Source organism: Acuticoccus yangtzensis (assembly GCF_001927245.1).
GTDB classification, from domain to species: Bacteria; Pseudomonadota; Alphaproteobacteria; order Rhizobiales; family Amorphaceae; genus Acuticoccus; species Acuticoccus yangtzensis.
Genome location: NZ_MJUX01000013.1, coordinates 56,203 through 74,389, shown reverse-complemented (window position 1 = coordinate 74,389; position 18,187 = coordinate 56,203). Strand labels below are relative to the sequence as shown.

At 63.7% G+C, this 18,187-nt stretch carries 26 protein-coding genes; 12 read left to right on the top strand and 14 right to left on the bottom strand.

The genetic code is table 11. The features are described 5' to 3' along the window. Positions 1-57: 57 nt before the first annotated feature. From BIX52_RS21350 to BIX52_RS21330, 5 genes are all read right to left on the bottom strand, one after another. Positions 58-1,977, bottom strand: a complete 1,920-nt coding sequence (locus BIX52_RS21350) for a M23 family metallopeptidase (RefSeq protein ID WP_083660652.1) — start codon at positions 1,975-1,977, stop codon at positions 58-60. A gap of 111 nt (positions 1,978-2,088) precedes the next feature. Then, the gene (locus BIX52_RS21345) at positions 2,089-2,451 is read right to left on the bottom strand and encodes a SpoIIAA family protein (RefSeq protein ID WP_075223132.1); all 363 of its coding nucleotides are present in this window, start codon (positions 2,449-2,451) and stop codon (positions 2,089-2,091) included. Beyond that, a complete protein-coding gene (locus BIX52_RS21340; RefSeq protein WP_075223131.1) occupies positions 2,441-3,385 on the bottom strand; it encodes a cation diffusion facilitator family transporter in 945 nt (314 codons plus the stop codon). Before BIX52_RS21340 ends, BIX52_RS21345 begins: the two co-directional genes overlap by 11 nt. Positions 3,386-3,478: 93 nt before the next feature. Continuing rightward, positions 3,479-3,700, bottom strand: a complete 222-nt coding sequence (locus BIX52_RS21335; RefSeq protein WP_211098213.1) for a hypothetical protein — start codon at positions 3,698-3,700, stop codon at positions 3,479-3,481. Between the two features lie 107 nt (positions 3,701-3,807). Continuing rightward, entirely contained in the window at positions 3,808-4,236 is a 429-nt protein-coding gene (locus BIX52_RS21330; protein ID WP_075223130.1) for a MerR family transcriptional regulator, read from the bottom strand. 133 nt (positions 4,237-4,369) lie between these two features. On the opposite strand from BIX52_RS21330, the gene BIX52_RS21325 reads away from it, so the two are divergent. The 7 genes from BIX52_RS21325 (at position 4,370) to BIX52_RS21295 (ending at position 10,390) form a co-directional block, all read left to right on the top strand. Then, complete coding sequence (locus tag BIX52_RS21325; RefSeq protein WP_211098212.1) at positions 4,370-4,840, top strand: copper chaperone PCu(A)C; 471 nt, start codon at positions 4,370-4,372, stop codon at positions 4,838-4,840. 59 nt (positions 4,841-4,899) lie between these two features. Beyond that, entirely contained in the window at positions 4,900-5,682 is a 783-nt protein-coding gene (locus BIX52_RS21320) for a ZIP family metal transporter (protein ID WP_075223129.1), read from the top strand. Positions 5,683-5,766: 84 nt separating this feature from the next. After that, positions 5,767-8,043: a heavy metal translocating P-type ATPase gene (locus BIX52_RS21315; RefSeq protein WP_211098211.1), complete on the top strand. Its 2,277-nt coding sequence runs from the start codon at positions 5,767-5,769 to the stop codon at positions 8,041-8,043. 2 nt (positions 8,044-8,045) lie between these two features. After that, positions 8,046-8,651, top strand: a complete 606-nt coding sequence (locus tag BIX52_RS21310; RefSeq protein ID WP_211098210.1) for an SCO family protein — start codon at positions 8,046-8,048, stop codon at positions 8,649-8,651. Continuing rightward, entirely contained in the window at positions 8,651-9,082 is a 432-nt protein-coding gene (locus BIX52_RS21305; protein WP_075223128.1) for a disulfide bond formation protein B, read from the top strand. Before BIX52_RS21310 ends, BIX52_RS21305 begins: the two co-directional genes overlap by 1 nt. Beyond that, on the top strand, positions 9,072-9,731 hold the full coding sequence (locus tag BIX52_RS21300) for a DsbA family protein (RefSeq protein WP_075223127.1): 660 nt from the start codon (positions 9,072-9,074) through the stop codon (positions 9,729-9,731). The genes BIX52_RS21305 and BIX52_RS21300 overlap by 11 nt, the downstream gene beginning before the upstream one ends. Before the next feature lie 89 nt (positions 9,732-9,820). Beyond that, positions 9,821-10,390: an SCO family protein gene (locus BIX52_RS21295; RefSeq protein ID WP_108676647.1), complete on the top strand. Its 570-nt coding sequence runs from the start codon at positions 9,821-9,823 to the stop codon at positions 10,388-10,390. Between the two features lie 21 nt (positions 10,391-10,411). Here the strand turns inward: BIX52_RS21295 and BIX52_RS21290 are convergent, their stop codons facing one another. Both BIX52_RS21290 and lspA read right to left on the bottom strand, forming a co-directional pair. Next, positions 10,412-11,152 carry a heparan-alpha-glucosaminide N-acetyltransferase gene (locus BIX52_RS21290; RefSeq protein ID WP_075223126.1) on the bottom strand — a complete coding sequence of 247 codons (741 nt, stop codon included), beginning with the start codon at positions 11,150-11,152 and terminating at the stop codon, positions 10,412-10,414. A 2-nt stretch (positions 11,153-11,154) separates the two neighbouring features. Beyond that, complete coding sequence (gene lspA, locus BIX52_RS21285) at positions 11,155-11,640, bottom strand: signal peptidase II (protein WP_245803262.1); 486 nt, start codon at positions 11,638-11,640, stop codon at positions 11,155-11,157. 259 nt (positions 11,641-11,899) lie between these two features. Here lspA and BIX52_RS21280 point away from each other — a divergent pair, with 259 nt between their 5' ends. The 4 genes from BIX52_RS21280 (at position 11,900) to BIX52_RS21270 (ending at position 13,607) form a co-directional block, all read left to right on the top strand. Then, positions 11,900-12,322, top strand: a complete 423-nt coding sequence (locus BIX52_RS21280) for a PepSY domain-containing protein (protein ID WP_075223124.1) — start codon at positions 11,900-11,902, stop codon at positions 12,320-12,322. Positions 12,323-12,488: 166 nt separating this feature from the next. After that, a complete protein-coding gene (locus tag BIX52_RS24120; RefSeq protein WP_205647872.1) occupies positions 12,489-12,593 on the top strand; it encodes a COG4705 family protein in 105 nt (34 codons plus the stop codon). 104 nt (positions 12,594-12,697) lie between these two features. Continuing rightward, positions 12,698-13,036, top strand: a complete 339-nt coding sequence (locus tag BIX52_RS23790; RefSeq protein WP_245803261.1) for a COG4705 family protein — start codon at positions 12,698-12,700, stop codon at positions 13,034-13,036. Between the two features lie 10 nt (positions 13,037-13,046). Next, positions 13,047-13,607 carry a recombinase family protein gene (locus tag BIX52_RS21270; RefSeq protein WP_075223122.1) on the top strand — a complete coding sequence of 187 codons (561 nt, stop codon included), beginning with the start codon at positions 13,047-13,049 and terminating at the stop codon, positions 13,605-13,607. Positions 13,608-13,636: 29 nt separating this feature from the next. Here BIX52_RS21270 and BIX52_RS21265 read toward each other — a convergent pair whose 3' ends face one another. After that, on the bottom strand, positions 13,637-13,930 hold the full coding sequence (locus BIX52_RS21265; protein WP_075223121.1) for a type II toxin-antitoxin system RelE/ParE family toxin: 294 nt from the start codon (positions 13,928-13,930) through the stop codon (positions 13,637-13,639). Then, positions 13,927-14,202 carry a ribbon-helix-helix domain-containing protein gene (locus tag BIX52_RS21260; protein WP_075223120.1) on the bottom strand — a complete coding sequence of 92 codons (276 nt, stop codon included), beginning with the start codon at positions 14,200-14,202 and terminating at the stop codon, positions 13,927-13,929. Before BIX52_RS21260 ends, BIX52_RS21265 begins: the two co-directional genes overlap by 4 nt. 558 nt (positions 14,203-14,760) lie before the next feature. Here BIX52_RS21260 and BIX52_RS21255 point away from each other — a divergent pair. Next, positions 14,761-15,021 carry a WGR domain-containing protein gene (locus tag BIX52_RS21255; RefSeq protein ID WP_245803260.1) on the top strand — a complete coding sequence of 87 codons (261 nt, stop codon included), beginning with the start codon at positions 14,761-14,763 and terminating at the stop codon, positions 15,019-15,021. A 115-nt stretch (positions 15,022-15,136) separates the two neighbouring features. Here the strand turns inward: BIX52_RS21255 and BIX52_RS24115 are convergent, their stop codons facing one another. The 5 genes from BIX52_RS24115 to BIX52_RS21245 form a co-directional block, all read right to left on the bottom strand. Then, positions 15,137-15,349 (bottom strand): hypothetical protein, encoded by a 213-nt coding sequence (locus tag BIX52_RS24115; RefSeq protein ID WP_205647873.1) that lies wholly within the window; start codon positions 15,347-15,349, stop codon positions 15,137-15,139. Positions 15,350-15,751: 402 nt separating this feature from the next. After that, positions 15,752-16,153 carry a hypothetical protein gene (locus BIX52_RS23075; RefSeq protein ID WP_139312839.1) on the bottom strand — a complete coding sequence of 134 codons (402 nt, stop codon included), beginning with the start codon at positions 16,151-16,153 and terminating at the stop codon, positions 15,752-15,754. Between the two features lie 70 nt (positions 16,154-16,223). Then, complete coding sequence (locus BIX52_RS23070; RefSeq protein ID WP_139312838.1) at positions 16,224-17,258, bottom strand: ABC transporter ATP-binding protein; 1,035 nt, start codon at positions 17,256-17,258, stop codon at positions 16,224-16,226. An 88-nt stretch (positions 17,259-17,346) separates the two neighbouring features. After that, positions 17,347-17,628 (bottom strand): copper-binding protein, encoded by a 282-nt coding sequence (locus BIX52_RS21250; protein WP_075223118.1) that lies wholly within the window; start codon positions 17,626-17,628, stop codon positions 17,347-17,349. 26 nt (positions 17,629-17,654) lie between these two features. After that, entirely contained in the window at positions 17,655-18,176 is a 522-nt protein-coding gene (locus tag BIX52_RS21245; protein ID WP_075223117.1) for a cupredoxin domain-containing protein, read from the bottom strand. Positions 18,177-18,187 lie beyond the last annotated feature (11 nt).

Sequence of the window (18,187 nt, the reverse complement as noted above, 5' to 3'; positions counted from 1 at the left end):
CCGTCAGACGCATAATCAGCGCCGATGCTGAAGGAAGCTCCGGTGCCGCGCCCCCACTCATGTCGCGTTCCGCCGCAGGTCCTGGTGCGCTGTGTCGACAATTGCGTCGATGCGCTGACGCTCCTGCGCGAACGCAGCAAGCGTAGCGCCGTTCAGCTCGCTGTCGCGCGGGATCCGGATGCCGAGCGGATCGACCCGCCGAGCGTTGACGATGACCTCGTAGTGCAGGTGGTTGCCGGTGGATAGGCCGGACGTTCCAACGTAGCCGACGATGTCGCCTTGGCGAATCTGGGTTCCCGCCTCCACGCCGTCGCCGATGCGTGACATGTGCGCGTAGAACGCCTCATACCCATTGCGCAGGCGCAGCCTCACCGCTCTACCGTAGCCGGACTGCCATCCTGCGCGCACGACGGTCGCATCGCCTGCGGCGTAGATCGGAGTCCCCCGCCTTGCGGCCCAGTCGACGCCGTTGTGCATCCTCCGGCGTTTGAGAATGGGGTGGCTTCGCATTCCGAAGCCCGAGCGGAAAACTCCGCCGCCGATCGGCTTGCGCAGGAGGAGCCGGGACGTGCTCAACCCACGCTCGTCATAGTGACGGACCGTGTCGTTCGCGGGGTCGCGGAAGCGATAGACGCGGTGCTCGAGACCCGCGACCGCCAGGGAGGCGAAGAGGAGCTCGCCGGAGGCAGCCTGCGCCTCGGCCTCCGGCGAGCTGAAGATGACTTGTAGCCGATCCTGTGGGCCGATCGGTTGCGTCAGATCCACCTCGAACGCGAACGCCCGAACGAGCTTGCCAATGAGCGCCTCGCTCATCCCTTCGCCAAGTCCGACCCGATAGATTCCCTCGTAGATCGTCGGACCGCGGCCGCTCGAGCCGACGGAGACCACCGCATCCACGATCGGCGCCGTCTCGCGCATGGGCTCGGCCTCGATCAAACGATCGTCCTCGGCTCGAGCGAGGCTCACAAGAGGGGTCGAGCTCCGATAAGCCGTGAAGCGCTGGACCTTGCGACGCGCGACCTCCCCCTCGCCGGCGACGGTGAACTCAATCTCGACGACGTCGTCGGCCTGGAGTCCGCCTCCCAGCAAACGGTGCGCCAGCTTGCGAACAACCTCGGCATCCGCAGGGATCACACCGCTGCCCACGAGGATGTCCTCGATGGTGTCGCCGTCCTGGATAAGGTCCACGAAGCGGTCGGCTGCGGCGGCCGACTTCACCAGCTCCGTGATGTTCGCCTCCAGGATGGTCACGTTGGGCGGCACGGTCGCCGCGGTCGAAAGCAGCTCCTCGAACGCGCCCTCGCCATCGTGACCGGTGTCCCCTGGCCCGGTGCGCTGCGCCTCCTGGATGTTCGCGTCGTCCGACGAGGGGCGCGCGATGTGAGCGCGATCGTCCGCCTCGGTGAAGCTGAAGTCCTCCACCGGCACGTTCGTCGGAAATGGGTTGATCGTGACCTCGAAGTCGGCCTCGAGGCCCACGCCGTAGATCTCGTCCGTGGTGGACGTCTCCTGCGGTATCGATCCGATGATGCGGGCGAGATCGTATGGCGGCACGGCGGGCGCCTCGATGCGGAGTGACGCGGCGAGCGACTGGTCGGTGTAGCGATAGGGCCGCGTCTCGACCCTCTTCGTGTTGCGCTCTTTCTCGACGACAGCGACCGCGATGGCACCGCCGTGCGCCTCGACGGTTCCCGCCGCAGGCTCAGCCCTGAGCATGTCCGTCTTTGGCGCGTTGGGCGTGTAAAGAGGAGAACGGGCTGGCGAAGCGACGACAAAGGGCAAGCGTGAGCTTGGGCGGTCGAACGCGGCCCACAACGCGCCGGCCATGAGCGTCGTCGCGGTGACGCTCGCCGTCACGTAACCGAGAATCCATCGTCTGATGACGGAGGATCTTCGAAAGCGCCTCACCGCGTCTTCGGCATCGATCACGATCGGCGGGGCATCACCCAGGTCGATCTCACACGTCCGTTGGCGCATGGTCGTCGTCTTCCGGTCGCGCGCTCGGATCGCGCTTACGTGTCTACTCGCCGGCTTCGCGGGGCTCCACCGGCGCGGCGAGCAGCTCGAGGTTGTCTATCCTCACCGCGATCAGCTGGATCGCGCCCAAGTCACCGCTTCGTCTTTCTCGCTGAGCTCGAACCAGCGCATCTCGGATCGGGTCAGGAGCGACGCGAGCGACGTCCCCCATTCCATCCACCGCCCTTCGCCGACGATGGCGATCCGTCCGAAGTCGTTGCGGTGGGCGGTATCCATCTTGAGGTCCTCGCCGAGCGCCGCGAGCCCTTCGTAGCCTTCGAACCCGGTGAGATCGAGGAAGAGGCCGGGCTTCGAAACCTGCCCCAAGCGTTCATGAAGCAGCGCATGCATCGACTTCAGCTCCGCCTCGGTGAGCTTTCCCTCGCAGGCGATCCCGATGACGTCGTCGTGCTGCGTCAATGTCTCAGTGAACATGGCTCTTACCCTTGCTTGCGTCTGCGTGCCCATAGAGCGGCGCGTCCCGATGCGCCCGATCCAGACGCTCGAACTCCAGGCTCGAATGGTCGATGCCGAACCGATCCTTCAGGCGGTCCTTGATCCCGGACTTGATGGCTTCCATGCGGGCCCAGCCCTCCTCGGCGAGGACCACATGGCAATCGAGCGCCGCCTCGTGCTCCTGCATTTGCCAAAAGTGCACGTGGTGGACGTCGGCGACCCCTTCCACGCCACGTATCGCATCCACCACCGCCTCGTTGTCGAGGTCGGGCGGGCTGCCCAGCATCAAGGTGCGGATCGGGCCGCCGATCTCGGTGAGCGCGAGATAGAGGATGTAGAGCGCGATCCCGATCGTGATCGCCGGGTCGACCCAGCGCATGTCGTAGAGGATGATGAGGGTTCCACCGACCACCACCGCGACCGAGGCGAAGGCGTCCGACAGGTTGTGCAGGAATAGCGCTCGGATGTTCACGCTGCCCCGCTGCATCGAGTAGGTGAGCAGCGCGGTGAGCGTGTCCACGACGAGCGCCACGCCGCCGAGGATCACCACCGTCCATCCCTCGACTTGCGGCGGGTCGAGGAAGCGCATGCCTCCTTCGTAGATCAGATAGACGCCGACGATGATGAGCGTGGTGTAGTTGATCAGCGCGGCCACGATCTCGATCCTGCCGTAGCCGAATGTCATGCGCGCGTCCGCCGGCCGCCGCGCGATCTTTCGCGCCGCGAAGGCGATCACCAGCGAGGCCATGTCGGAGAAGTTATGCAGCGCGTCCGCGATCAGCGCGAGGCTGCCCGACAGGATGCCGCCGACGATCTGCGCGACGGTGAGCAGCCCGTTCGCCCAGATGGCGATGGACACCCGGCGATCGCCCGACTTCGGGTCGAGGTGGGCATGGCTGTGATCATGCGGCACGGGAACGTCTCCTGACGGGGGTGCTCGGCGTCATGGAGAAGGATGTAGTTCCTACAGCCGCTGTAGCTTCAAGGGGACCAGACGCGAAGCCTGTCAGCTCGGCGTGCCGGCCCCGTGCACCGCGTTGTGTTGCTCCCCATGCGCGTCGCGCAGGATCTCGATCCCGCCCCAGGCCGCGATGCCGGCCACGACGGCCCCCACGAGGAGGTCCGGCCAGTTCGCGCCGAGCCAAGCCACCAGACCCCCGGCGACGACGATGCCGAGGTTGGCGGCGAGGTCGTTGAGGCTGAAGGTGTTGGCGGCTCTGATGCTCACTGCCGCCTATTCCAACATCATGTCCTCATCTCACCCGAGCGAGCCGCGGTGTCTCCGATCGCCCTGCAACGCTGAACGTTCCCGGGCAGGGCAGCCATGGGATATCCTTAGGCCCCGATCTCCTCGTGATCGGTCAGGCATTCGGCGTGGTCGCGCAGCACCTCCAGAACGCGGCATTCCGCTGCCCGCCCGCCGCCGCATTCGCGCACCATGCGGCGCAGCTCGGTTCGCAGCGCATTGAGCCGTGCGATCCTGCGCTCCACCTGCTTCAGGTGCCGTCGCGCGATCGTGTCGGCCTCCTCGCACGGTCGGTTCGGATGGTCGCCGAGATCCAGGAGTTCGCGGATCGCACCAAGCGGGAAGCCCAGCTGGCGCGCGTGGCGGATGAACGAGAGCCTGTCGAGATCGTCGGCTCCGTAGCGCCGTTGCCCGCCTTCGGTCCTGCCGGGCTCGGGCATCAGACCGATTTCCTCATAGTACCGGATCGTCTGGACCTTCGTGCCGGTCCGCTTCGCCAACGCGCCGATCGTCAGCATACACCCTCCTCAAACCTATAGTCTTTGTATGTTCAACGCCCGCGTTGGGCAACGTTTCTCGCTCACAGACCGGCCTTGAACCTCCAGCAGCTGTAAGGTGTACGGCACGCCGCGACTGGCAGGAGCATCAACGATGAACCCAAGAACCATGGCGTGGGCTGCGGCGATGGCTCTGGCGCTGCCGCTCGCCATCGCGGCGTCCGCATCGGCTAGAGCCGACAGGATCGTCGTCGAGAACGCATGGTCCCGCGCATCCATCGGGACGGGCCGTCCTGGCGCGGCCTACATGGAGATCCGCAACGTCAGTGAGGAGCCTGTCGGACTCATCGGCCTCGAGACCGACCTTGCGGAAAATGCGCAGATCCATCGCACGTCGATGAGCGCCGACGGAGTGAGCTCGATGGCGTCGGCCGGAGAGGTGGAGATCGCGCCCGGCGCGACCGTCGCGCTGGAGCCGGGGGGCCTCCATGCCATGCTGATGCGACTGAAGCGCCCGATGAATCGGGGCGAAAGCTTCGTTCTGATGATCCTCCTGTCCGACGGGGACGAGGTGGCGGTCGAGGTGCCCATCCTCGGGATTGCCGCCCGGGGTCCGCAGGATTGACCCCCCACCTCGAAAGCCCCTGCGGCCACTGTCGCCGTCAGTTCCGAAAGGCGTAAAGCTTGGACCCCTTGTCCCCCGTCACGCTCGGCTTCCTAGGGAGCCTCGCCGCCGGACTCATGACCTCGGTCGGAGCCGTGCCCGTCCTGTTCGGCAAGGTGCCGTCGCGCGCCACACGGGACCTGTCCCTCGGCTTCGCCGCCGGCGTGATGCTGGCGGCCTCGTTCTTCTCCCTCATCATTCCCGCCCTCGACGCAGCCGAGCCTCGGTTCGACAACGGCGCAGCGCCTGCCGCCATCGTCTGCGTCGCGATCCTTCTGGGCATGGGCGCGGTGGCGCTCATGAACGACCGGCTGCCTCACGAGCACTTCAAGTCGGGACGGGAAGGACCGGAAGCGGCCTCGCTGCGGCGCGTGTGGCTGTTCATCATCGCGATCACGATCCACAACTTCCCCGAGGGCCTCGCCGTCGGCGTCGGCTTCGGCGCGGACGGCTTGACCGCAGGAATGCCCCTCGCGATCGGGATCGGGCTGCAGAACGCGCCGGAGGGTCTCGCGGTCGCCGTGTCGCTTCTGGGCGAGGGGTACAGCAGGATCAGGGCGTGGGGCATCGCGGCTCTGACCGGGCTCGTGGAGCCGGTCGGCGGTGTTCTCGGCGCGGGTGTCGTCACCTTGTCGCAGCCGCTCCTTCCGTGGGGTCTCGCGTTCGCGGCCGGGGCGATGCTCTACGTCATCAGCCACGAGATCATCCCGGAGACGCACCGCAGCGGCCATCAGAACAAGGCCACGCTAGGGCTGTCGGTCGGCCTTGTCGTCATGCTGTTCCTCGATGTCTGGCTCGGCTGACACATGTGCGTGGGGACTTGAAGCTTCAGCCGCTGAAGGTCCCATTCTCTCCTCGAACGGCACTCTCGCGATCGGGGAACCTCGATGAATGGCATCAAAGTCCGGCGTGAATGGCGCGTCACGGGAATGGACTGCGGATCCTGCGCGGCCAAGGTTCGTGGCGCCGTGGAGCGGCTGCCCGGTGTGGCCGACGTCGACATCGGCCTGATGACCGAGCGTCTGCATCTCTCCCTCGACGAGGGGCAGACTCCCGCCGCGCGGGTCGAGGCCGCCGTCCGCGCGCTCGGCTATGCTATTGCGCCAAGCCCGGACGATGGCGTGGCGGTGCGGCAAAGCGGCGAGCGCCCCGCACCGGGCAGGGGGACGCACGGCGAGCCGGCCCCGACGCGCCCGGTGCAACCCGATGCGAACGCCTCGCACACCGCCTGGTACGGGACGGTGAAGGGTCGGTTCGTGCTCGCCACGGGCACGCTTCTCGCCGCGGCCTGGGCGACCAAGCTCGTCCTCGCCGCCGAGGTCGCGCAGTGGGCCTTTATCCTCGCCACGGTCATCGGCCTTTTGCCCATCGCGCGGCGCGCGTTCGCCACGGCTCGGGCGGGAATGCCCTTCACCATCGAGATGCTGATGACGATCGCCGCGACCGGGGCGCTCGTCATCGGCGCGGCGGAGGAGGCGGCGCTCGTCGTCTTCCTGTTCGCGGTTGGCGAGCTCCTGGAGGGATTCGCCGCGGGCCGGGCGCGGGAAGGCATCCGCGCGCTGGCGAACCTGGTGCCGAAGACCGCGCTGTTGGAGGTGGAGGGACGCACACGCGAGGTTCCGGCCGAGACGCTCGATATCGGCGACACGGTGCTGGTTCGCCCGGGCGATCGCGTGCCGTGCGACGGGACCGTGATCGAAGGCGTGTCCGGCGTCGACGAGAGCCCCGTCACCGGCGAGAGCGTACCCGGCCTCAAGGAACCCGGGGCGGACGTCTTCGCCGGCTCGATCAACGCGGAGGCGGCGCTGCGGGTGAAGGTCGTCAGGGCGGCGGGCGACAACACCATCGCGCGCATCATTCGGCTCGTTGAGGAGGCCGAGAGCGCACGCGCTCCGACGGAGCGCTTCATCGACCGCTTAAGCCGGTACTACATGCCGGCCATCGTCGCCGCTGCGGTGCTCGTCGCGTTGGTGCCGCCACTCGCGTTCGGCTGGCCGTGGGGCGAGTGGATCTATCGCGCGCTCGCGCTCCTCCTCATCGGCTGCCCCTGCGCGCTCGTCATCTCCGTCCCGGCCTCTATCGCCTCGGCCTTGTCGGCCGGCGCCCGCAACGGCCTTCTGATGAAAGGGGGTGCCGTGATCGAGGCCGCGGCCCGCACGACGCGGGCAGCGTTCGACAAGACCGGGACGCTGACGAACGGCCAGCCCCACGTGACGGACCTCGTGGCGCTGGCCGGCACCGAGGCGGAAGTCCTGTCACTGGCCGCGGGCGTGGAAAGCGGCGCCAGCCATCCGCTCGCCACGGCGATCCGCGCCGAGGCTGAGGCGGCGGGGGTCGCTCCGGTGCCGTGCGCCAACGCGCGCGCGCTTCCCGGCAGGGGCGCAGAGGCCGAGATTGGGAGCGAGACGGTCGCGATCGGCTCGCCCCGCCTTGCCGAGGAGCGCGGCCTCATGACTGAGCCGCTCAAGGGCGAGGTCGCCGCGCTGGAGGCCGAGGGCAAGACGGTCGTGATCCTGATGCGCGGCGCAATGCCGCTCGGGCTCATCGCAATACGCGACGAGCCGCGCGCGGACGCGGCCGACGCGGTGCGCCAGCTCGCGTCCATGGGAATCGCGTCGGTCATGCTGACCGGCGACAACTCGCGAACCGCGGCGGCCGTCGCGTCCCGCCTGGGGATCGACCATCGCGCCGAGCTGCTGCCGCAGGACAAGCTCGCGGCGATCGCGGAGATGACGTCTCGCGATCGGGTGATGATGGTGGGTGACGGCATCAACGATGCGCCCGCGCTCGCGGCCGCTCACGTCGGCGTCGCCATGGGGTCGGGCACCGACGTGGCGCTGGAGACCGCGCAGGCGGCGATCTTGCGCAACCGCGTCACGGGCACGCCGAGCATGATCCGCCTCGCCCGAGCCACCATGGCGAACATTCGCCAGAACATCGCGATCGCGCTCGGGCTGAAGGCGGTGTTCCTCGTCACCACGGTCGCGGGGATGACCGGCCTCTGGATCGCGATCCTCGCCGATACTGGAGCGACGGTGCTCGTCACCGTGAATGCGCTGCGCCTGCTTATCTTCCGTCCGGATCGGGACGTCACGGCAGAACAGCCGCCCGCGAACCGTAGAAGCCCCCGTCCGGACGGCCAGGCTTCCATCACCACGGGTTAGACGTGCGGCTGGCAATCATTCGAAAGGTCCTTTGGGCACTCGCCGGCGCGGGAGCGATCGCCTATGCCGCGCTCCTCGTGTGGACGAGCGGGCGGGAGCCTGCGCAGCAAGCCCGGAGCGAGCCGCCGTTCCACGCAGATTTCGAGCTCACGGATCACGCAGGAACGGTCCGTTCGGACGAGGACTTCGCCGGCAACTGGATGCTCGTGTTCTTCGGGTTCGCGAACTGCCCGGACATCTGCCCCACGACGCTCGCCGACGTGTCGATCGTGATGGATCGCCTCGGCGAGGAGGCCGATAGGGTTCGGCCGCTCTTCATCACGATCGATCCGCAGCGCGATACCGTCGCCGAGCTGGCGAGCTACGTGCCGCGCTTCGACCCTCGCATCGTAGGCTTGACGGGGACCGCTGACCAGATCGCCCGGACGGCGAAGACGTTCAGGATCTACTACGAACGGCTCGAGGAGGCAGCGGCGCCGGACGGCTACACGATGAGCCATTCCTCGCAGCTGTTCCTGTTCGGCCCCGAGGCCGGCTACGTGACGTCCTACGCCTACGGCACGCCGGTCGAGGAGGTCGTCGCCGATCTCCGGGATCGGGTGTCCTGATGGGGAACCGTGTCGGCACCGACCTCGCGCTCGCCCTGGCGTGGCTCGTCGCTCTCGTGTCCTCGCTGGCGGTGCTCTTCGTCGGCGAGGTTCTTGGGCAGGCGCCATGCGTCCTGTGCTGGTTCCAGCGCGCCTTCATGTTCCCGCTGGCCATCATCCTCGGCGCAGGGCTGTGGTGGCGCGACCGGACTGTCGGACGCTACGGCGCCCTTCTCGCGCTCGGCGGCGGTGCCATCGCGCTCTGGCACGTCGGTCTCTACTTCGGCCTCGTTCCGGCGCGGATCGAGCCCTGCGCCGCCGGCGGCCCGTCCTGCACGGACGACAACCAGCTCGTGCTCGGCGTTCCCCTTCCATTGCTGTCGCTCGTCGCCTTTGGCGTGATCGCGGCGCTCTGCACGGTCCACACCAGGAGACCAAACCATGGTCCGTAGGTCCTTGATCCTCGGCGCTCTTGCCGTTGCGCTTGCGGCATTTGCTGCCGCCACATGGTCCGTCACGCGCCCTTCCCCTGTCGCCGAGGCCAAGCCGGTAAACCGGGAGGTCGCGGAGCGGCTGGTTCGGTTCCACTCGCCGGTCCTCGGGCCGCAGGATGCACCGGTGACCATCGTCGAGTTCCTCGATCCGGCGTGCGAGGCGTGCCGGGCGTACCACCCGATCGTGAAGGACATCATGGCGCGACATGGCGAGGCCGTGCGTGTGGTCATCCGCTACACGCCGTTCCACGGCGCGGCGTCCGAGCAAGCCATCCGCGTCCTGGAGTCCGCGCGGATGCAAGGCGTTTTCGAGCCGGTGCTCGAAGCGTTGCTGCGCGAGCAGCAGCGCTGGGCTTCGCATGCGGCACCGGATCCCGGACAGCTCCTCCAGATCGCAGCCGCCGCCGGTCTGGATGCGGAGGCCGCGCGAGACGAAATGCTCTTTCCCGGGACCACGGGAATCATCAACCAGGACCGCGAGGACGTGGAGGCCGTCGGGGTCAGAGCGACCCCGACCTTCTTCGTCAACGGCAAGCGCCTCGATCCCTTCGGGGAGGCGGAGCTGCGGGCGCTCGTCGGGGCTGAAGTCGAAGGAGCCGGAGCGTGATGGCACACCATGGAGATTTAGCGCGCCGCACGAGGCTGAGCGGCCCGCTGCGGCGGGGCCTCGTTCTTAGTGGTGTAGCGCTCGCCGCCATGCTCATCCTCGCATTGTTCATCGGCTGGTGGCAGGTCGATGGTCCCGGCGCGCAGGAGCCTGCGCCGGCGGCAGCGCTCCCGCTGCCGCTCGACGAGATGAGCTTCAGCCTCATTGATCATGAGGGTCGCAGCGTCGGACCGCAGACGCTGTCCGGCCGGCCGTCGATGGTCTTCTTCGGCTTTACCTACTGCCCGGACGTCTGTCCGACGACCCTCGCGGACATCACCGGGTGGCTCGACGCCCTCGAGGCCGATGCGCAACGCCTGAACGTCGTATTCATCACGGTCGATCCTGAACGTGACACCGCGGAGACGATGGCGCGATACGTCGGGGCCTTTCACCCCGCCATCCGGGGCTGGACGGGCTCGCCGGACGAGATCGCCCGCGCCGCCGACGACTTTCGGGCGCGATACGAGAAGGTGCCCACCTCAAACGGAAGCTACACGATGAACCACACGGCCAGCGTGTTTGTGTTCGACGGCAGCGGACGGTTCGTCACGACGATCGACTATCACGAGCCGAGGGAGTTCGCCGTGCCGAAGATCCGACGTGTGCTCGAAGGGTAGCTGCGGAACGATCGGACGCCATCACACCAGCCGCCTCGTCAACTCGATCGAGCCCAGAAGCACTGGCTGGTGGACGAGGTAGATCGCCAGGCTGTGGCGTCCGGCCAGACGCAGTCCGCGGATGGGACGCCTGTCGCGAACGCTTGAGAGCCCCCGCTCCAAGGCATCGGCGAAGCCGCCCTTCGCCGCCGCCATGCCCAGCAGGGTCGCGCCGAACCAGGGAAACACCGGCACGAAGTCCAAGCTCGGCGGCGTCACCGAGGAAAGGCCGATCCAAGCGAGCCATCTTGAGTTGAACGCATCGAAGGAACCCATGAGACCGACCAGGACGACGAAGATCCCGAGCTGAGCCAGGCTCGCCGCACCGAGGCGCAGCAGCATGGCTCCCAACACGCTGGCAACGGCGATCGCGTGAAGGATGCCGAAGGTGACGAAAGCGGCCGGGAACGCGAAGTACGTCGCCACCGACACGGCGACGGCGGCCAGCGCGATCACGAGAACGCGTCTTGCAAACGGCCGGACATGAAACCCATCGCGATGCGCAAGGACGAGACCGACGCCGACGAGCGCCATGAAGGTCGCGGCGAGGGTGCGCCCGAAACCGATCCAGGCGGGATGGGTTGCGAGGCCGTCTGGAATGTATCCGTAAAGGTCGAGATCCCAGACCAGGTGGAACAGGACGACGCCGATGATCGCCGATCCGCGGACGACGTCGATCCCGACGAGGCGACCCTTCGGGTGGTGGGCTCGACGAGTCGTCACGATCAGCGCCCGCCCACCGCGTCGTCGGTTGCCGGCGAGCTGCGCAGGAGGCTTTGCGCGACGAGCAGCAGGACGCCCGACACGATCGCCACGTCCGCCAAATTGAACGCGGGCCAATGATACCTCCCGAGGTAAACATCGATGAAGTCCGTGACGCCCGCGAACCGCACCCGGTCGAGCGTGTTGCCGAGCGCGCCACCGATCATGAGCCCGAGCGTCACCGAGGTGAGCGGTGAGCCGGAGCGCCGGAGCCAGACCGCCAGCCAGATCACGACCGCGCCTGCGAACGCCGCAAGGGTCCATGCCGGCAGGTCGGCGAGGAAGCCGAACGTCACCCCGGTGTTGCGCACCAGCACGAGGTTAAGCCCCGGCACGATCGGAACGGCCGGCAAGATCGCTGCGGCGTTCGCAAGCACGAGATGCTTGGTGAGCTGATCGGCAAGAAAAGCCGCACCCGCGATACCGAGCCCCAACGGCCACATAAGCATCAGTGGCTCTCCCCGTGGACGGCGAGGCAACTGCTTCTAAAGCGCGGAAGCGAGCTGCCTGGGCAAGCTTGCAAAACAACGTGGATCAAGGTTCCGCCAACGGCTGTGGATCGTCGACGCAGGTCGTACAACCTCCAGCGAGTGGAGCTTCAACCCTGCTCCGATACCAAACCGTATAGTCCCCGCAACGCCTCGTGGAGGCCCGATCGCCACCTTGGTGACACGAGCGGTGGCCTGCCGGCAAGCCAAGGAGACAACTATGACTAACCGCAAGACCATCGCGATCGCCCTTGCCGTGCCGCTGGGCGTCGCTGCGCTCGGCGCTGGAGCGTACGCCGCCTCCGAGACGATCACCGACCGCGACGAGCTCGCCGAGATGCGCTTCGGCCTCGACGGCACCTTCATATCCTCCAACGCCACCGACGACGAGGACCGAGACGAGTACGCAGCCTTCCGGGGCGCCAAACTGACGTTGTCCGACGCGCTCGCCAAGGCCGTTGCCGATACCGACGGAACCGCGTTCGAAGCCGAGTACGACGAGGAGGACGGCCGCGTGGTGATCGAGGTCGAAACCGCGAAGGGCGACCAGCTCACCGAGATGGAGATCGACGCCAACACTGGCGCCATCCTGGAGAAGGGCTTGGACGACGACGATCGCGACCACGAGGGCGAGCGCTCCTAAGGAGCAGCGCCTTCTGCATACGGACGCGGCCGGTCCCATGGGACGACCGGCCGCGAAGGCTTGTCAGAGGCGAGCACACATGAGGACTGCCATGAGCGACCAAGCCGCCACACTGCCGGACGACACCTTCAACAAGATCGCTGAGGTCACCCTCGCCTTCTGAATCATGAAGGTCCTTGCCACGACGCTCGGCGAGACGGCGGGGGACTACATCTCCATGACCTTGAACTTCGGCACTATGTCGGGTTCGCCATCACCTTCGCGGCGCTGACCGTCATCCTGACCGCGCAGATCGGGGCGCGGCGCTACCACCCGCTCCTGTTCTGGCTCGCCATCATCGTCACCACCACGGCGGGTACGGAGGTCTCCGACTTGATGGATCGCTCGCTGGGGCTTGGGTACCTGTGGGGCTCGGTCATCCTGGTCACCGGCCTCGCGGCGACGCTCGGGCGTTGGTACGCGCGTCGCGGGCATCTTTACGTGAACCCCATCGTGCGGCGCAGCCCAGGGCTGCTTCCAGAGCTGGGCGTGCCGGCAGACCGCGACCACCAGCAACTACCGAAACTCCTCGGCAGGAAAACAAACGGACGGTTTCTTGCCGGTCGAGCCAGGTCGCCTCGACGAGGCCGTTTCAGCCGGATGACCGGAAAAATACCCGGTCAGGAAATCAACGTTAAGAATTTTGCGGTTCGAATGGGTTGTCTTCCTTCCTGAGGAGCCACCCATGAAGATCGGGTACGCCCGGGTCTCCACAATCGAGCAGAACCTCGATCTGCAGCGCGACGCGCTCCAGAAGGCGGGGTGCGAAAAGATCCTCGTCGACAAGGCGAGCGGAACGGTGGCGGCGAGGCCGGGGCTCGAGAAGGCGAAGGAGCTCTTGCGCGCCGGCGATACGCTGGTGGTGTGGCGGCTCGACCGGCTCGGTCGCTCGCTGCAAGACCTCATCACCTGGGCGCTCTATCTCGAAGAGCAGGGTGTCGCACTGGAGAGCTTGGCCGAGCGCATCGATACCGCGACCTCGACGGGAAAGCTCACCTTCCACCTCTTCGGCGCGCTCGCCGAGTTCGAGCGCAACCTCATCCGCGAGCGCACCCAGGCGGGGCTTGCCGCCGCCCGTGCACGTGGGCGCCTCGGAGGCCGCCCGCCGGCCCTCGATGGCGACAAGCAGGCGCTGGCGGTGCAGCTCTACCGGGAGAAGAAGCTCACGGTCACCAAGATCTGCACGATGATGGGGATCTCGAAGCCGACACTCTACGCCTATGTCCGGTCAGCCGGCGGCGGTTGACGGGCCAAACGTTCAGGGAAGCGCCGCGGTCATGGCTCAAACAGCCCCGGAAGGTTGCGGGCGCCGTGCAGGACCCGCACGATGCGAACCTCCTCGGCCAGCTCCCGAAAGAAGATCAGGTAGCGGCCGTGCACAACGACCCTCAGCCCCGGCGCGATATCAGATCGCTCGCGGAAACTCGCCGGGCGCTCCGCGGCCAGCGCCGCCGTTCGCTCCAGTTCCGCGACGAAACTCAGCGCACGGTCCGGATCGTCCTCGGCGATATAAAGTGCGATGTCGCGAAGATCGGCCAAAGCGGTTGGCGCATATCCGAGACGTTTCACGCAGAGTCTTTACGGCGGGTCGCGACGAGCTCGCGCAGCTCGGCGTAGACCTCGTCAGCCGGCACGCTGGGGCCGCTTTCGTCACCAGCGCGGATCATTTCGCGGAGCGCTATAAGCTCGCGGCGTTCGACATCGCGTGCTTTGGTCCAGTCACGCAGAGCTTCGCGCACCACCTCGCTGGTCGAGGCATACTCGCCCTCGGCGACAACCGCCTTTAGGGCGGCGGCCATTTTGGCCGGCACGGTGATGGTCATCCGTTCGATCTCGGACATAAGCGGCTCCTGACTGACACGCACACTTTATCATACTTAGTGTGACGTTGTTGATTTGACCAGATGCCGTCCGTGCGAATACGGATGCCGCTTAAGCGACGCAGAGGGTGCTTAAACGAACCGCCGAAGATTCGAGATCACTGAATTATTGGGTTCAATGCGGATAGATAAAGGACATCATCAGACGCTTGGTGATGTTGCCCCGATCGACACCTTTTCGGCGCGCTCGCCGAACTCGAGCGCAATCCTCGCGGCAGCCAGAGCTCGCCGGCGACTTGGCGGCCGCCCGAGCGCACTCGACGCTGACAAGCGGGCCCTTGCGGTTCAGCTTTATCGTGAAAAGAGACTCACCGTCGCGATGATGGGCATCTCCAAGCCGACCCTGTACGCCTACATCGCGCGCTGCGAGAGATGGCTGAATTCAAGCGTTCCGGCCGCAAATAGACCCAAGTAATCTTCGCCGTGGAAGATGCGGCCATGCGCCTTCAATGTCTTGAGGATCACGCTCGATCATTGCCATTCAGCTGCACGGTCGACGTTCACTCAAAAGGAGTTTCTGTGGCAGTCCAGCTCGATCTTTTCCCGACTGATTTGCACCTACGGTGCATCGATCTGAGCAGCAACAAGCGCCGCTTCTACGCTCTCTCCGTGCAGCGCACATTGTTCGGAGAATGGGCGCTCGTGCGAGAGTGGGGACGGATCGGCGTTAGCTGTCACTTGCGTCGGGATTTATACCCGTCTGCAGGATCAGCGATCGACGCACTCATCGAACTCTCGCGGCAGAAAACAAAGAGAGGCTACCGCGCCGCAAACGACTGACGCATAAGGGCAATTATGGAACGAGCAATCTCAATCCGATAACTCGAACGGATAAACATAGCCCATTGGCGACGACCTGGAAGAACAGGTTGGGCTGCTCGCGGCCGAGCGGCAGTTAACCGATCTCATCAACGATCAGGAGCTTGTAGACGTTGACCGCACGGTGCGTCGCCTCCTTCAGTTTGCCCTGGCGCTGGGCGGCCTTGAGCATGTCGGCCGTCCGGCTCCAGCCGAGCGTCGCGACGAAGACCGACAACCTGTTCCATCCTCGCCGGAACGTCGCCCAGTCGACCTGCATTTGCTGACCCGGAGTCGTCTCGAAGCGCACAACCGGCTCCGGCTTCGGCACCGGTTTGAGCGTTTGAGCGTCGCCACGAACACCTTCACCATCGTGTAGCCGCCGCCGTAGCCACGCCCGCGGATCTCGTCAAACAGCACCTTCGCCGGGATCAGGTCCGCCGCAGATAGCGCCGCACGGTGTTGCGCGAGACGCCCACTTCCCCGCGCGATCTCACGCACACCTTTGCCATGCTTGGCCAACACCCGGATCTCCATCAACAGCTCCACTCCGATCATACGGCCCTCCGCATCACGTCAGGCCCAAGGTTATCGGGCGGCTCATCTTTCAGTCGGCGATCGTCACTTCTCCAGAAGTGGTAACAAATTTTACCGCTTTCGCCGACTTATATTCGGAATGATCCATGCGGATGGGTCATCCGATAGCTTGCATTCAAAGGCGACGATGCACTGTTATTTGATTTTTTACACCATTAATTTCGATTTCGACTACAATATGATCTAGCTCTTCGAGCTCGACATCAATCGATTCAACTGTTGCCATCAAATGAGACGTAGAGAAGTCAAGCTCCTCATTATATCGCATCAAAAGGCCAGGCAGAGACGAAATTATAGGAACATCACCGACTGTAATGACCGCATCACCACCCCATATAGTTATACTATTTAGCCGAACAACTTGCGAGCTAGAATTTTCCACTACAAATGAAGCTCTTATTTTATTCTCACCTACGATGCGATCGAGAGTTACGTTCGTGATATTGATTCCGTCGCCCACCTCGGCATTGGGCAATGATCCGTTGGCATGAGCAACGCCTCCCACGAATAATGCCACGACTACAGTCAGACCCCACCTTACACTCATCCTAGCCTCCTAATGTACCTGATACACCCTAATAGTTAGATCATGCTTCAGCGAATTCTTCCCCTACGCTCCTTTTCAGCTCAAGGTATCTGACTGATACGTCACACCACATCTGCCTATAACGCAACAATTCACGAAATGATCCAGACAAATCCTTATGGGCCCCGAGAGTCACGGCGATAACTCCAACTGTCAAATCATCACTCATCACTAGATATCCACCGACCCCAATAACTACTAAAGACGACACTCCAATAAAGTATGAATTTGCCGATTTCATTAAGTATTTTGCCCTATAGATTGCCATCCTATTGACGTATATATTAGAAAATATACGCTCCATGCCCGTTGGAACGGACGCTAATATCGTAGCTCTCACGGCCAGTAGCCGCATCAAACGAATACGATGTCGCCAAAATCGATTTAGCTTCTTCTGCATCCAGGCCGACCAAATAACCTGGATAGGAATGAGTGCAACCACTGCAACACCGAGTACATTACTCTGCAAAAAAATAAAAAATAGTACAGTTAGGAATGTTCCCGCCTGGACTAGCGGCAAAATTATCATTTCACCAGAAAATCCACCGAGGGGCTCGATTTCCTGTGAAATGACTGGGATAATCCCATTTCCAACCTTTTTGCTGTTGGTTCGCGCCCGCGAAGCGTAGATCTTTCGTCTCAAAGAAATCAAGGTCCGCTCGCAAATCAAACCTTGAAGGATATTCACTAAGAACCGAATTATTGAAAGCAATAGACAGACTAACATCAATGCAGCCAGCGCTAATATTAGCAGCTCTAATTGAGACATTTTATTTCCAAGAAAAATTATCGGGAAGTGACCGGAGTCGATGACCGAATTGATCGTTAATTTTATTAGCTCAAGATTAACATACGTTACTATCAATAGTAACAAACCAAAAAGACACGCAAGCACCTGAACTCTCCAGGTAATATTTAATGCGTATGCAAAAAAAGTGCATGCACTCCTGCCTCTAAGAAGAGGATTTAGTTTGAACCTATACTTATTATATAACCCAACCTTGGATAGCCGCGAATCCACAGAAATCTCTGACATAGAATTTACTCCGTTACTATTCTAATGCCGTACGCACGCCTACCGAGGCTTAGAGAGGGCGCCGCCAAATTGGCGGCGCCGATTATGTTTACTCTATCTCAACAATCGTGAGCTTCCCTTTGACACGATCGGCCGTGAATGTAATGGCGCGACCAACGGTTAAGCGATCCATCATCGCCGGGTCAGAGACCTCAAAGACCATCGTCATCGCCGGCATCTCGAGGTTGTCGAGCGGGCCATGTTTGACGGTGACGCGATTGCGACGAGTGTCCACTTTTGTCACCTCGCCCTTCGATACCGGAGCCGCAAAAACGGCTGGAGTGAAGACGAGGCTGCCGATCAATGCTGCAGTGAGCGCAAGTTTGTTCATGAGGATGTCCTTAAGACGTTGCGGGATTAATTGACGGTGAGTGGACCGTGCATCCCCATCTCGTAGTGACCGGGAATGAGGCATGCGAATTCGAAGCTGCCAGTATTGGTAAAGCGCCATAGAATCTCGCCATCATCGCCTGGCTCGAGACGCACTGCGTTTTCATCGTCGTGCATCATCTCAGGAAACCGCCGCATGAGATCTTTGTGTTCGGCGATCTCTGGCGAAGCGTCCATCACGAACTCATGCTCGAGTACCCCGTCATTGGTAATCGAAAAGCGTATGGTTTCGCCGCGCTTCACGTCGATGGACGCTGGCTCGAAAACCATCGCTCCGCTATCGGTTTCCTTCATTGAGATGCGGATCGTTCGAACCACCTCGGCTGCTTTACCGGGGGAGCCGATCGCCATCTCCCCGTGATGATCATCAGCGTCGGCCTCTGCGGAATGGCCATTCTCGTGGCCACCAGAGTGACTGCCAGCGGCGAATGCCGTAGCCGGAGTGATAATGAGCGTGGCGGCGAGCCACGCAGCAGCAGGAAGCTTCATCTTGTCCTCGT

Bases quoted from the DNA above. Each gene is read 5' to 3' on its own strand.
- BIX52_RS21350 (WP_083660652.1), bottom strand. From the start codon at position 1,977: ATGCGCCAACGGACGTGTGAGATCGACCTGGGTGATGCCCCGCCGATC.
- BIX52_RS21345 (WP_075223132.1), bottom strand. From the start codon at position 2,451: ATGTTCACTGAGACATTGACGCAGCACGACGACGTCATCGGGATCGCC.
- BIX52_RS21330 (WP_075223130.1), bottom strand. From the start codon at position 4,236: ATGCTGACGATCGGCGCGTTGGCGAAGCGGACCGGCACGAAGGTCCAG.
- BIX52_RS21325 (WP_211098212.1), top strand. From the start codon at position 4,370: ATGAACCCAAGAACCATGGCGTGGGCTGCGGCGATGGCTCTGGCGCTG.
- BIX52_RS21315 (WP_211098211.1), top strand. From the start codon at position 5,767: ATGAATGGCATCAAAGTCCGGCGTGAATGGCGCGTCACGGGAATGGAC.
- BIX52_RS21305 (WP_075223128.1), top strand. From the start codon at position 8,651: ATGGGGAACCGTGTCGGCACCGACCTCGCGCTCGCCCTGGCGTGGCTC.
- BIX52_RS21300 (WP_075223127.1), top strand. From the start codon at position 9,072: ATGGTCCGTAGGTCCTTGATCCTCGGCGCTCTTGCCGTTGCGCTTGCG.
- BIX52_RS21295 (WP_108676647.1), top strand. From the start codon at position 9,821: ATGCTCATCCTCGCATTGTTCATCGGCTGGTGGCAGGTCGATGGTCCC.
- lspA (WP_245803262.1), bottom strand. From the start codon at position 11,640: ATGCTTATGTGGCCGTTGGGGCTCGGTATCGCGGGTGCGGCTTTTCTT.
- BIX52_RS21280 (WP_075223124.1), top strand. From the start codon at position 11,900: ATGACTAACCGCAAGACCATCGCGATCGCCCTTGCCGTGCCGCTGGGC.
- BIX52_RS24120 (WP_205647872.1), top strand. From the start codon at position 12,489: ATGAAGGTCCTTGCCACGACGCTCGGCGAGACGGCGGGGGACTACATC.
- BIX52_RS23790 (WP_245803261.1), top strand. From the start codon at position 12,698: ATGGATCGCTCGCTGGGGCTTGGGTACCTGTGGGGCTCGGTCATCCTG.
- BIX52_RS21270 (WP_075223122.1), top strand. From the start codon at position 13,047: ATGAAGATCGGGTACGCCCGGGTCTCCACAATCGAGCAGAACCTCGAT.
- BIX52_RS21260 (WP_075223120.1), bottom strand. From the start codon at position 14,202: ATGTCCGAGATCGAACGGATGACCATCACCGTGCCGGCCAAAATGGCC.
- BIX52_RS23070 (WP_139312838.1), bottom strand. From the start codon at position 17,258: ATGTCAGAGATTTCTGTGGATTCGCGGCTATCCAAGGTTGGGTTATAT.
- BIX52_RS21250 (WP_075223118.1), bottom strand. From the start codon at position 17,628: ATGAACAAACTTGCGCTCACTGCAGCATTGATCGGCAGCCTCGTCTTC.
- BIX52_RS21245 (WP_075223117.1), bottom strand. From the start codon at position 18,176: ATGAAGCTTCCTGCTGCTGCGTGGCTCGCCGCCACGCTCATTATCACT.